The organism is Niallia sp. 01092, assembly GCF_052318935.1.
In the GTDB taxonomy this organism is placed as follows: Bacteria; Bacillota; Bacilli; order Bacillales; family Cytobacillaceae; genus Niallia.
Genome location: NZ_JBQRKO010000015.1, coordinates 87,476 through 101,181 on the forward strand (window position 1 = coordinate 87,476; position 13,706 = coordinate 101,181).

At 34.2% G+C, this 13,706-nt stretch carries 12 protein-coding genes; all 12 read left to right on the forward strand.

Annotated elements, in window-relative coordinates:
* Positions 1–63: 63 nt before the first annotated feature.
* The 12 genes from ACTXGU_RS14980 to ACTXGU_RS15035 all read left to right on the forward strand — a co-directional run bounded on the left by ACTXGU_RS14980 (position 64) and on the right by ACTXGU_RS15035 (position 13,420).
* On the forward strand, positions 64–1,671 hold the full coding sequence (locus ACTXGU_RS14980) for an amidohydrolase (protein WP_443482330.1): 1,608 nt from the start codon (positions 64–66) through the stop codon (positions 1,669–1,671).
* Positions 1,672–2,014: 343 nt separating this feature from the next.
* On the forward strand, positions 2,015–2,944 hold the full coding sequence (gene rarD / locus ACTXGU_RS14985; protein WP_443482331.1) for an EamA family transporter RarD: 930 nt from the start codon (positions 2,015–2,017) through the stop codon (positions 2,942–2,944).
* A 432-nt stretch (positions 2,945–3,376) separates the two neighbouring features.
* Positions 3,377–4,396, forward strand: coding sequence for a signal peptide peptidase SppA (gene sppA, locus ACTXGU_RS14990; protein WP_443482332.1), 1,020 nt, complete (start codon positions 3,377–3,379; stop codon positions 4,394–4,396).
* A gap of 11 nt (positions 4,397–4,407) precedes the next feature.
* Positions 4,408–4,941 carry an RDD family protein gene (locus tag ACTXGU_RS14995; RefSeq protein WP_443482333.1) on the forward strand — a complete coding sequence of 178 codons (534 nt, stop codon included), beginning with the start codon at positions 4,408–4,410 and terminating at the stop codon, positions 4,939–4,941.
* Positions 4,942–5,092: 151 nt separating this feature from the next.
* Complete coding sequence (locus ACTXGU_RS15000) at positions 5,093–5,764, forward strand: DUF2953 domain-containing protein (RefSeq protein ID WP_443482334.1); 672 nt, start codon at positions 5,093–5,095, stop codon at positions 5,762–5,764.
* A gap of 28 nt (positions 5,765–5,792) precedes the next feature.
* Positions 5,793–6,242, forward strand: a complete 450-nt coding sequence (gene ytfJ / locus ACTXGU_RS15005) for a GerW family sporulation protein (protein WP_443482335.1) — start codon at positions 5,793–5,795, stop codon at positions 6,240–6,242.
* A 278-nt stretch (positions 6,243–6,520) separates the two neighbouring features.
* The gene (gene tpx / locus ACTXGU_RS15010) at positions 6,521–7,021 is read left to right on the forward strand and encodes a thiol peroxidase (RefSeq protein ID WP_443482336.1); all 501 of its coding nucleotides are present in this window, start codon (positions 6,521–6,523) and stop codon (positions 7,019–7,021) included.
* 138 nt (positions 7,022–7,159) lie between these two features.
* A complete protein-coding gene (locus tag ACTXGU_RS15015; protein WP_443482337.1) occupies positions 7,160–8,149 on the forward strand; it encodes a class I SAM-dependent methyltransferase in 990 nt (329 codons plus the stop codon).
* Between the two features lie 236 nt (positions 8,150–8,385).
* Positions 8,386–9,573, forward strand: a complete 1,188-nt coding sequence (locus ACTXGU_RS15020; RefSeq protein WP_443482338.1) for an acetate kinase — start codon at positions 8,386–8,388, stop codon at positions 9,571–9,573.
* Between the two features lie 151 nt (positions 9,574–9,724).
* Positions 9,725–10,561: an EcsC family protein gene (locus ACTXGU_RS15025; protein ID WP_443482339.1), complete on the forward strand. Its 837-nt coding sequence runs from the start codon at positions 9,725–9,727 to the stop codon at positions 10,559–10,561.
* Between the two features lie 36 nt (positions 10,562–10,597).
* Positions 10,598–12,892, forward strand: a complete 2,295-nt coding sequence (gene helD, locus ACTXGU_RS15030) for an RNA polymerase recycling motor HelD (RefSeq protein WP_443482340.1) — start codon at positions 10,598–10,600, stop codon at positions 12,890–12,892.
* Positions 12,893–12,910: 18 nt separating this feature from the next.
* A complete protein-coding gene (locus ACTXGU_RS15035) occupies positions 12,911–13,420 on the forward strand; it encodes a MogA/MoaB family molybdenum cofactor biosynthesis protein (protein WP_443482341.1) in 510 nt (169 codons plus the stop codon).
* The last annotated feature ends 286 nt before the right edge of the window (positions 13,421–13,706 follow it).

Consider the following 13,706-nt stretch of genomic DNA (forward strand, 5'->3'; position numbering starts at 1 on the left):
TGTATCGTTAATATATACATATCTGCTTATTTATTTCGAACAGCTTTCTTCAGGAGGAGTATCATGGGAACATTAATATTTGGAGGAAATATATATACATTACAGGAGGAAGGGCATAAAGTAGAAGCAATTTACATAGAAGGTTCCTCTATTGTAGATTATGGTAAAAAAGCATTATTAGAGGAAAAGTATCAACCTCGTATAGATAATACAATTGATTTACATGTCGACACTTTGCTTCCTGGTTTTGTTGATAGTCATATGCATCTTATCGGCTACGGGGAAAAGCTGCTGCGATTAGATCTTTCTGAATGTACTTCTCAAGAGGCGGCGCTTCAGAAAGTTGCTCGTTTTGCTGAAAAAATTCCATATGGGGAATGGGTCATTGGAGATGGTTGGAATGAGAATTTATGGGAGGGGAAATCTCCATTTACAAAAAAGGAATTAGATGCAATTGTTCCGCACCATCCTGTCCTCCTTCATAGAATATGTAAACATGCTATTGCCGTGAATTCTAAAGCATTACAGCTAGCAGAGGTAACAGAACAAACACAAGTACCGTTTGGAGGAGTGATAGAACGCGACGAAGATGGTGTATTAAATGGGATATTAAAAGATCAAGCACAAGAGCTTATTAAAAAGCATTTGCCAAAAGCAACCGATGAATATGTCGAAAAAGCATTAAAAACAGCAATCAAAGCTGCCTACCGATTAGGGTTGACAGGTGCTCATACAGAAGATTTATATTATTATCATGGATACGAAGGAACTTATCGTACGTTTAAAAAAGTTATAGAAGAAGATGGCAATTTCTTTCGTACGCATTTATTGGTGCACCATGAAGTGTTTTCCGACATGGTACAAGCAAATGGGAAATATTTAAGCGGTGGAGAATGGGTAGAGCTAGGAGCAATGAAGATATTTGCAGATGGTGCATTTGGCGGCAGAACAGCATTTTTAAGCAAACCTTATCATGATGATCCAACAACAAGAGGCGTATGTATTTTTACACAAGAGCAGCTAAATAACCTAGTAAAATCTGCACGGGAAAAAGAAATTCCTGTTGCCGTACATGCAATTGGCGATGCTGCATTTGAAATGGTGTTAAATGCAATGGAAAAACACCCGTTACAAGGGTTTGGGAGAGATCGTTTAATCCATGCAACGATGCTTCGGGAAGACTTGTTGGAACGGGTGAAAAAATTACCTGTTATATTAGATATTCAGCCATGTTTTGTCACATCTGATTTTCCATGGGTAATCGATCGACTTGGAAAAGATAATATGAAATATTGTTATGCATGGAAAACATTATTAGAAGAAGGGGTGCATTGTGCTGGTGGTTCAGATGCGCCAATTGAGTCAGCAAGTCCACTATTAGGGATACAAGCTGCAGTAACTAGAACAAATAAATTTGATGTTAGCAAGAAAGGTTATCAGATGGAAGAGGCGCTATCTGTTTATGAAGCAGTTTGTTTATATACGAAAGGAAGTGCCTATGCCATTTGCCGTGAAACAGAACGAGGAGTCATTAAAAAAGGCAACGCCGCAGATTTTACTGTTTTAGATCGGGATATTTTTGAAATAGAAAAAACAGAAATAGAAAAACTAAAAGTAACAAAAACAGTGATTGGCGGAAAGGTTATGTATGAGTGTGGCTCCATCCAGTAAAAATAAAAACAAAAAAGGTTAGTGATGTATAGTATCTAATCTTTTTTTGTTTGGCTGTTTTCGTATAGAATGTTGCTTTTAAACTCGCAGACGGAATACACTTCGCTTTCCGCGGGCGAACGTCGAGCCTCCTCGTGAGCATACGCTCTGCTTAAGTCTCGTCTTTCTCGCATTCCCACTTGAGTCTACGTGTATTCCGTCTGCTGAGTACTTCTTTTCCTATTTTTTTAACGTAAAAAACAACAAACTTTGAGAAAACAGTCTTTTGTTTTAAAATTGTTGTTTTTATAATATTTTAGCATTATAATTGGGAATATTTCGATAATAGAAAGAAGCGATATGGATGTCAAAACATGACGTGAAAATAGGTGCCGTTTTTGCAGCGATAGCTTATTTGATTTGGGGATTATTCCCTGTTTATTGGAAGTACTTGCAAGAAGTAGGTGCAGATGAAATATTAGCAAACAGAATTCTTTGGTCTTTTGTTTTTATGATTATTCTTGTACTGGCAACAAAAAAATGGAGAAAAGTTTTCATTACTTTGCAATCGTTTAAAACGAATAAAAAACAGGCATTCTATTTATTTATAGCGTCTGTCCTAGTCAGTGGCAATTGGTTTATTTATATTTGGGCAGTAAATGCAAACAGAGTGATTGAAACAAGTCTTGGCTATTATATTAATCCATTAGTTAGTGTGCTATTAGGTATGATCGTACTAAAAGAAAAGCTTACAAAAGCTCAATATCTTTCCTTTGCGTTAGCAGCAGTCGGTGTCCTGATCTTAACAATTTCACATGGTACGTTTCCATGGATTGCTTTATCATTAGCTATTACTTTTGGTTTATATGGGCTGACGAAAAAATTGCTTTTTTTAGATTCAGAGATTGGTTTAACGATTGAAACAATGTTTATAACACCATTTGCGCTTGGATATATGATTTACTTATTTATAAAAGGAGACCATGCACTGGTAACGGTTTCTACTAGTATGGATGTATTATTAATGATGACGGGAGTGTTAACGGCTATTCCATTGCTCTTTTTTGCAAAAGGAGCCCAAAGAATTCCTCTTTCTATGTTAGGGTTTATTCAGTATATTACACCCACTTTAACTTTGCTATTAGGGGTATTTCTTTTTCATGAAGCGTTTACATCTACCCATTTAATCGCATTTCTGTTTATATGGACAGCTCTGGCTATTTATTCGTTGTCAAAAACAAAATTAAGTCTACTATTCACCAAGCAGAAAAAACAAGAAGTTGTTGGTAGATAAAAGGAGCATTTTTTTATTTCTATGCTTCTTTTTTATTTATAATAAAAGGCTGTTTTCTAAAAGTTTGTTGTTTTTGAATAAAATAATAAACATTGTGGAAGTACTGAGCAGCCTGAATACACGTAGACTCCTGCGGGAAAAGCGAGAAAGCCGAGACCCCACAGGAGCATAGCGACGAGGAGGCTCGGCAATCGCCCGCGGAAAGCGAAGTGTATTCAGGCTGCGGGTTACATAACAACAATCTATACGAAAAGAGCCTAATAAAAAATCCAATTTTCAGCATTGATAATGCCTTATAGCAGCTAAAAGGTGTGCTTGCAGGATTATTTTTGTAAAAAAACACGATTTTAATAATAAAATTCCCTATTTTTGAAACATTTTAATAAAAGGACCGTATATACTGATGAAGTTAATTTAGGAGGGAATTTTTACATGAATGGAAAAAGATGGGCAGCTTTAGGGATTGCTGCGGCTATTTTTATTTTTTCGGCTATAACAAGCGCAGTATCAACTGCTATGACGACAGATTGGGAAAGTGCATTTGAAGGCATTCTAAATGAAAAAAATAATGCATTTGCTGAGGATATTATTAAAGATGGAAATGATATGGAGAAAATTGCTGTATTGGATGTGAATGGAACGATTCAGGATACAGGAGGGGATCCGGCATCGCTTTTATCTTCACCGGGTTATAATCATCAAGCCTTTATGGAAAAATTAAACCACATAAAAGAAGATAATGATGTAAAAGGACTTATTATTAAAGTAAATTCTCCTGGCGGCGGAGTAGTGGAAAGTGCAGAAATACATGATAAAATTTCAGAAATTCAAAAAGAAGCAAAAAAACCAGTCTATATTTCGATGGGATCAATGGCTGCTTCTGGCGGCTATTATATATCGGCAGGAGCTGACAAAATTTTTGCAAGTCCTGAAACATTAACGGGTTCACTAGGTGTTATTATGCATGGCGTAAATTATAAAGGACTTGCAGAAAAATATGGTGTCGATTTTGTAACGATTAAAAGTGGTCCTTATAAAGACATTATGAGTCCTTCAAGAGACATGACAAAAGAAGAAAAAGATATTCTGCAAACAATGATTAATAATTCGTATGAAGGCTTTGTAAAAGTAATTGCTGATGGAAGAGGAATGTCACAAGTGGACGTGAAAAAAATTGCTGATGGAAGAATTTACGATGGAAGCCAAGCGAAAGAACTAAATTTAATTGACGATTTTGGTTATTTTGACGATGTAGTAGAGCAAATGAAAAAAGATTATAAGTTAAAAAATCCTACAGTTGTAAGTTATACAGATAATACTGGGTTTGCTTCCATTCTAGGAATGAGTGCCAACAAATTAAAATTAATGGGTGAGGATAAAGACATAGCTAACATGTTAAAACTTGTTACAAATACAAATTCGCCTCGTCTTATGTACTTATATGCAGAATAGGAGGGGAGAACATGAGTAATTATTCTGATCTTGAAGAACAAAATGAACAACGAGAAAACATCGTTTCAGCAATGAACGAACAGGATGAATCCGTTTCGTTAAATAAAATGGATGCAATTGCACAAGTAAACGAATTTCAATATGCAGGATTTTGGATGAGGTTTTGGGCATATTTAGCAGATTTGCTTATTATCGGGAGTCTCAATCGAATTCTTATTTACCCAATTTTTCGCTGGATGGATATTCCGTTGCATGAAGGTGGAATTTTTTCAACTGTAAATATTTCAACAGCGGTTGTCTTTTATTTATATTTTGTCCTCATGACAAAATTTTTGAAGCAAACATTAGGAAAAATGATATTTGGATTAAAAGTAATACCGTTAAAGAAGGAGCACTTGTCGTGGGATACGGTTCTTTTCCGAGAATGGATTGGTCGTTTTATTTCTGCAAGTATTTTTATTCTTTACGTATTAGTAGCATTTTTGCCAAAAAAACAAGGCTTGCATGATTTATTTGCCGATACAGCAGTTGTTCATGTTAAGTAAAATCATCATAATATGATTTATAAAATGAGGTTTTCGATAGTCGGTAATTCGACTAATGAAGGCCTCATTTTTTATTTCCTAAAACTTGTAAAATCCAGGTTTATTTTTTGGAGAAAATACCGATAATAGATTGCTGAAAGGTGTGAAGTGGATGGAAATCTTAAATATTGTTGGCATTATTTTGTTCCTGCTTATTTTACTATTTTTAATGAAACTAACAGTAAATGTACAATACTATCATGCAAAAGATAATGATGATTTATCGATTGAAATCAGAGTATTATTTGGACTTATAAAATATAAAAAGAAAATACCTTTAATTAAAATAGATAATAATTCTCCTACTATGGTAGTGAAAGAAGAAACAGAAATAAATGATTCAGAAGATAATAAGAAAATAAAACAATTTTCAGCGGAAGATTTATTAAACATCCTCTCTAATACTAAAGAACTTTTGCAGCATGTAACAAATTTTAATCGAATTATGAGATATTTTTTTTCTAAAGTCACCGTAAAAAATATCGAGTGGCATACAATTGTAGGATTAGGTGATGCTGCCCAGACAGGAACAATTGCTGGAGCGTTATGGGGGGTTAAAGGGGCGATAATAGGTATATTAAGTCACCATATGAAAATGAAGAATATACCGAAAATAACGATTAATCCGCAATTTCAACTAAGGCAATCAGAAACATTATTTAAGTGTATGTTTCAATTCCGTCTAGGGAATGCTATTGTAGCAGGAATTAAAATCGTGAAATTTTGGAAAGGCGGATTTCCTAAATTTAAATCAAATGATGTCACTACGTCTGTCCAAAAATAAATAGTGAAATATTGGGAGGAATAAGAATATGTCAGATCATCCAATTCAAGGTTTAATGACAACTGCGATGGAAAGTCTAAAAGAAATGATTGATGTAAACACCATCATAGGAGATCCTGTGGAAACACCGGACGGAAGTGTTATTCTTACAGTATCGAAAGTGGGTTTCGGATTTGCAGCAGGTGGAAGTGAGTTTACACTGGAAAATAATTCTTCAAAAGAAAATTTGAATGCGAAGCACCCTTTTGGTGGAGGTAGCGGTGGAGGAGTTTCCATCACACCAATTGCTTTTCTAATTGTGAACAGTCAAGGAGTAAAAATGGTTCATTTAGATGAAAGTACTCATCTTTATGAAAAAATATTAGACTTTGCACCACAAGTAGTTGAAAAAATCCAACAAATGCTTTCAAAAAATAATCAACAATCAGCATCACCTAATCCACAACCATCAAAACCAAAAGAAGATATTGAGTTTTGATTTTAAATAGCTTGATTAAATGAATAGGCTCTGTTAAACGATAGGGTTGTTTATAGGAAAGGGAGTGGATTCCCTGACCTTTTGAAAATCAACAATGGAATTTAACAGAGCCAATAAATAAAAAAACAAGGTCTGACATAAAAAAAGTGAATCGAAGGAGGAAGTCCTTTTTACAACGATTTACTTATCATGTCAGACCTTTTTCTTTGCAATTGGTGCCATCAAAAGATATGATGAAAATATAGTACATATTGAAAAAAAGTGGAGGAATAAAAACAATGGCTTCGATTACGTTTAAAAACCAACCAGTAACATTACTTGGAAAGGAAATTAAGGTTGGAGATAAAGCGCCAAATTTTTCTGTTTTAGCAAACGACATGTCTGAAGTAACATTAGACAGCTCCAAAGGGAAAGTTCGTTTATTTAGTGTCATTCCTTCTATTGATACAGGAGTTTGTGATGCTCAAACACGCCGCTTCAATGAAGAAGCTGCCAAACTAGAAAATGTGCAGATTATTACAGTGAGTGCTGATTTGCCATTTGCTCAAAGAAGATGGTGTGCTGCAGCTGGCATTGACAAGGTGATAACCGTTTCAGACCATAAAGAGCTTTCTTTTGGAAAAGCATATGGTGTTGCAATCGAAGAGCTGCGTTTATTAACCCGTGCAATTTTTGTTGTAGATGCTAACGATACGGTAACTTATGTAGAATATGTAGCAGAAGCAACCAATCATCCTAATTATGAAGCAGCAATAGAAGCAGTAAAACAAGCAAAATAATATAATGTTTACAAATGCAATTGCATTGTTAATAATAGTAAGGGTCTCGGAAACTTTTCGAGACTTTTTACTTTGTGAAGATCACAAATGTTATCGATGGAAGAGATTAAGTGGAAATAAAAATTGGGTGGTATTAAAATGAAAATGGTTCCAGTGGAAAAATTATTTACTGTTTTTAATGAAACAGCGATTGTCATAAAAGAAGAGCAAGATTGTACATACTTAGAAGCGTTAGCGTTAACAGGGGAAAATATATTTCAAGAAGCTATATTACTAGAAAACTTAAGTGAGTACAGTGTCAAAAGGTTAAAAAAAAGCTATGAATCTGTTTCTTTGGATACGTATAGCAAAGAGGAAATACGTAAAAGTTTTCAGTTGGCGATACTAAAGGGAATGCAAGAAAATGTACAAGCTAATCACCAAATGACACCAGATTCTATTGGTATGTTTATCGGTTATCTTGTGCAAAAGTTTTATAGACCAACAGAGATGCGTCTCCTTGATTTAGCCGTTGGAACAGGAAATTTGTTAACGACCATTATTAATCATCAGCCAGGGAAGCATATAGAGGCATTTGGTGTCGAAATTGATGAGTTATTATTGCAGCTTGCTTATATCAATGCAAATTTACAAGAGCAGCCTATTCAATTTTATAATCAAGATAGTTTGGAAAAACTGTTTATCGATCCTGTAGACGTGATTGTCAGTGACCTTCCAGTCGGTTATTATCCTAATGATATAGGTGCAAGCGAGTATATGCTGAAGGCGGAGACTGGGCATTCCTATGCGCATCATCTTTTTTTAGAGCAAAGTATTAATCATCTCAAAGATGGAGGGTACGTATTTTGCATGGTACCAAATGGGTTATTTGAAAGTGAACAAGCAGGAAAATTGCATCAATTTTTTAAAGAAAAAGTATATATCCAAAGTATATTGCAATTGCCTTTTTCTTTATTTAAAAATAAACAGGCAGCGAAAAGTATTTTAGTGCTGCAGAAAAAAGGGGAAAGCGTTCAGACGCCGAATCAAGTGCTCCTTGCGAAGATACCAAATCTTTCAAATATCACGCAGATGGAAAAAATATTGCTGCAGATTGACGAGTGGATAAAAGAAAATAAACAAGCATAATTATGTAATAAAACAGTTACTACTATTTTCTTCACATGTTTGACAATTTAATGAAAAAATTCAATAAAAACTTAAAAAAACACAGAACTATTGATTAAGTGCTTGAAATGTTGCTAGTACAATGTTTAAATGAGAAATTGAGAGATACTTATGATGTCTGTTGTACATAATAATACTGTTCTGTGTCAGACATTACACAAAAAATGTTGTTATATAAAAGGGGCGTAATTTATTTTATGGCAAAAATTATTGCAATTAACGCAGGAAGTTCTTCATTAAAATTTCAACTTTTTGACATGCCAAGTGAAGAAGTGATTACAAAAGGTTTAATCGAACGTATTGGTTTAAATGAGGCTGTTTTTAATATTTCAGCAAATGGAGAAAAAATTAAAGAAGTGACAGAAATTCCAGATCACGATGTAGCTGTTAAAATTTTACTTAGTAAACTAACAGAGCTTGGCATTATCGCTTCATTAGAAGAGATTGAAGGAATTGGACACCGTGTTGTTCATGGTGGAGAAGAATTTGCAGATTCTGCATTAATTACACAAGAAGTATTAGAAAAAATTGACGCATTATCTGAATTAGCACCACTTCATAACCCAGCAAACCTTACAGGTATTCGTGCATTCCAACAAGTATTGCCGAATGTTCCTGCTGTTGCTGTGTTTGATACAGCTTTCCACCAAACAATGCCTGAAAGTTCATATTTATATAGCCTTCCTTATGAGTATTATGAAAAGTTTGGCATTCGTAAATATGGTTTTCATGGAACATCACATAAATATGTTTCACAACGTGCAGCAGAATTATTAGATCGTCCTATTGATCAATTACGATTAATTTCTTGTCACTTAGGAAATGGTGCAAGTATTGCAGCAATTGAAGGCGGTAAATCAATTGATACATCCATGGGATTCACACCACTAGCTGGGGTAACAATGGGTACACGTTCTGGTAATATTGATCCAGCTCTTATCCCGTATATTATGGATAAAACAAATCAAACAGCAGATGAAGTGCTGCAAGTTTTAAATAAAAAGAGTGGTTTATTAGGGATTTCTGGTTTCTCTAGTGATTTACGTGATATTACGGAAGCTGCAAATGAAGGCAATGATAGAGCAGAACTTGCTTTAACTGTATTTGCAGACCATATTCATAAATATATTGGTTCCTATGCAGCAGGAATGAACGGTGTAGATGCAATTATTTTTACAGCAGGTATTGGTGAAAATAGTGAAATCGTTCGTGCTCGAGTACTAAAAGGTCTTGAATTTATGGGAGTATACTGGGATCCAACATTAAATAAATTATCAGGAAATGAAGCGTTTATTAACTATCCGCATTCTCCTGTAAAAGTGCTTGTTATTCCTACTGACGAGGAAGTAATGATTGCTCGTGATGTAGTAAGATTAGCAAAATAATAATCCAGTAACTATGGCATATATAACAACCCGAGTTACGTACACAATAAAGTGTACAAAATTCGGGTTTTTTCGTTTTTGTAACTGTTTTAGGCAACATTGTGATATCCTACAATATATAACTGGAAGAAATATGTATGGAGGAGATAAAATGCCTTTAACGAAAAGTGAAAAATATTACTTGCATACAATAGAGAAATGGGAACAGCAATTATATGACTATGAACCAACTTATGGAGAAATGGTATATAAGAGATTTATGGATAGGGGAATATCATTGCTTCCAGATACAACAAAAGAATCCTTATTTATAATATTGGACAGTTCTCTGTTTTATGTTCACTCTATCCTATTTAATTCCACCTTTCAAAAAAATGTCTCCGAAAAAATAATGCAAACTGCAAGATTATTTAATGAAGAGATTTTTAGCCTCGAAGATATGAATAAGCTGACGCTTGATCAATTAAACTTTATTGTAAAAGAGCAAATCGCACGCTATCGAATGTTGGCATTTGGGCAAGGGTGTACAACAGGAATCGGAAAATCTTCTTTACTATTAACAGATATATTAGCGATTTTAGTGATAAATCTTCGTGCTATTCAAGTCATTGCCTCAATATATGGACGTCCGGCAATTAGTCCATATGAAATTATGGCGGTATTAAAAGTATTTCATGCAGCCTGTCTTCCTAAAGAACTGCAAGGAGAGGCGTGGATTGAATTAATGGAAGATTTATATAAGCAAGATTATTTTTACAAAGGAAAAGAAGAAATAGTCGATGAGAGCACCTTTCTTTTATTAGTGAAGCAAAGTGTGAAACTTTTATGTATTTATTTCTTCAGCAAAAAATCCTCTACCATTGGCATGATAGTTGGCAGTGGAGCAAACTATCAGTTTACAAGAAAAATAACGGAGTTCACCCATAAATATTATCAAAAAAGTTATCTTCTTTTAAAAGACATGGAAGAATCCCCTCCCAACCATTAAATTTATCTGCCTCATTTCCTAGAAAGGAGAATAGGAATGGATCATCATATTGATGTGGAATTTCAAGCTGAAAAGGAATACCTTGAATACACGAAACAATATATGGAGCAAGTCATCGAAGAAGCATTGCACAGCAAGGGAAACTTGGAAGTAGATATAAAACAGGCAAGTGCTGATCTTGACTATTTAGACAGCAGCTTGAGCTATATACAACTATTAACAAACAGCAGATTTCTGCATATCGCGACTACAGAACTACATACATTAAAAAGATTGATGAATGCACCGTATTTCGCTCGAATTGATTATCAAATGAAAGGGAAGAAGCACAAAGGCATCTATTATATTGGAAAAACGTCCTTATATGAAAAAGATACACAAAAACCAATCATAGTAGATTGGCGGTCTCCAATTGCAAATGTTTATTATGACGGACGCTTAGGAGACGTTTCTTATTTAGCGAATGAAGAAGAAATACACGGGTATCTTTCATTAAAAAGGCAATTTAAAATGAAGGATGGAAGCCTTATTCATTATCAGGATATTGATTTAACAACAACAGATGAACTGCTGCAGCAGTCATTAGCTGGAAAAGCGGATCAGCGCCTGACTGAAATTATATCAACCATTCAGGAAGAACAAAATAAAGTGATTCGTGCTGATCTTAACCGGCCGATTATTGTGCAAGGTGCAGCAGGCAGTGGCAAGACCACCATTGCTTTGCATCGAATTTCCTACTTTATTTATCATTATGCAAAATATTTTCAACCAGAGCAGCTCATGATCATTGCACCAAACAATATGTTTATTGGATATATTTCAGAAGCACTACCTGATTTAGGGGTAGAGAAGATCAGGCAAACAACCTATATCGATTATGTTCAATTATGCATAGGCAAAAAAATAAAAATGATGAAACCAAATGACAAGCTAATAGGCTTGCTTCAACATCAATATGAAAATGAAGAGATGATCAAATGGTTGGCTGACTTTAAAGGGTCGCTCATTTATAAAAAAGTACTGGATCGCTATCTAGAGGAAATAATGGATAAAATGAGTCCAAAAGAGGATTTTAGAATAGAAAAGTTTCCATTATACGGCGCAAAGAAGCTGCAAAGATTATTTAAAAAAGAGTATGATTATCTGCCATTTTTAAAAAGAAAACAAAAAATCAAAGGCGTATTGCAGGCTGATTTAAAACGAAAAAAAACAATCATATTAAATAAGTTGACCGAAAAGTATGAAAATGCCCTGGATTATGCCCTTGCTATTAAAGATCCAATAAAAAGAAAAGAACGTGTTGTTTATTTTTTAGATAAAAAAGAGGAAAGAATAAACCAAATAAAAAAGGAAGCGAAAACAGCAGTCAAGAAGTACATGGATAAAATGCCGACTAATACGCTTTACGGATATTATCAAACCCTTTTTTCCAGTGAACAAATATGGAAAGATTATGCTTCCGATTATTTAACAGATGAGCAAATTACTTTTATTGTAGCTTTTCAACAAAAGCTATTAAAACAAAAGCAGGTCGAAGTAGAGGATTTAGGCGCCCTTTTTTATATGCAGCACAGAATTTTTGGCATTGAGAAAGAGTTAAAGGCGAAAAATATCGTCATTGATGAAGCGCAAGACTATAGTGCACTTCAGCTTTATGCTTTAAAAGCAGGCTTGGAAACAGATATGTTCACATTAGTCGGTGATTTGGCACAAGGCATCCATTCATTCAGAGGTTTAAAAAACTGGCACACATTAAGAAAGGATGTATTTCCAAGAGCAAATTATTTAACGCTGGAGAAAAGCTATCGAACTACAATTGACATCATGAAAGCAGCCAATGATATTTTAAATCTGGTGGATAAGAATATGCCAAAAGTAAAACCAGTGGTTCGCCGGGGAGAAAAACCTGTTTTTCATTCGTATAATAAGAAGTTAGAGCTGATTGAAAGCTTGTCTGCAACAATAAATAATATTCACCAGCAAGGCTATTATTCCATTGCAGTAATCGGAAAAACAGATCAAGAATGCAGACTTATTCATTCGTTATTTAAAAAGCATACAGATTTTCCAATCCAGCTTCTTAGGGAAAGTGAAGAATTGGAAAAAAAACACATCATTATCGTTCCATCTTATTTATCAAAAGGATTAGAGTTTGATGCAGTATTGATTGTTTCTTTGCAAGAAGTTTTTCAGATGGAGGAAATAGACATAAAACTGCTTTATGTTGCGATGACCAGACCGATGCATATGCTGCATATGTTTGCTAAACATGAAAATGACCTATTACTTCATAGGATAGAGGCAAACAATATAAAGATAGAGTCTAAATAGAAGATAAAGAGGTGTCAAATGAGTCAAAATAAACATATTAAACAAGAATATGAAGTAATAAATTGCAAAGTTATTACCGTCAGTGATACAAGAACAGTTGATACAGATACAAGCGGAAAATTAATGAGGGAACTTTTACAGGAAAAAAATCACTTTGTTTCGGAACATATTATTATAAAAGATGATATGAATGAAATAAGAAAAGAAGTTATACTCGGTGTACAATCACAAGAAATCGATGCAGTATTGTTAAATGGAGGAACGGGAATTTCACCTAGGGATGTAACGATTGAAGCACTAAAACCACTATTTATAAAAGAGCTAAATGGTTTTGGCGAGCTGTTCAGGATGCTGAGCTACACGGAAGATATTGGGTCTGCTGCCATTCTTTCGAGAGCAATAGCGGGAACTATTCATAATAAAGTTGTTTTTGCTACCCCTGGATCAACAGGTGCGGTGCGTTTAGCAATGAAAAAACTGATTCTTCCTGAATTAAGTCATATAGTAAGTGAACTTCAAAAAATATGAATAACTTTATGCATAAAAAAAAGAAAGCAAGCTGCTTTCTTTTTTCTATTTCCTCTAGTTGTGAATAAATGATCTTTTCTAAATATATAGGACTTGAAGTGTAAATTTTCAAACAAATCCAGGGAGGATATAACCCTTATTTTCTTTAATTTTCAGCTTTCTCATCTGATTTTCTCCAAAATATAACTAGTACTCTAGCATAAAGAATAAAACAAATAAATTTTTTTATATTTTTATATAATTACTATTGAATTTCCGTATAAAAGTTGTTAAAGTGAGTAGTATA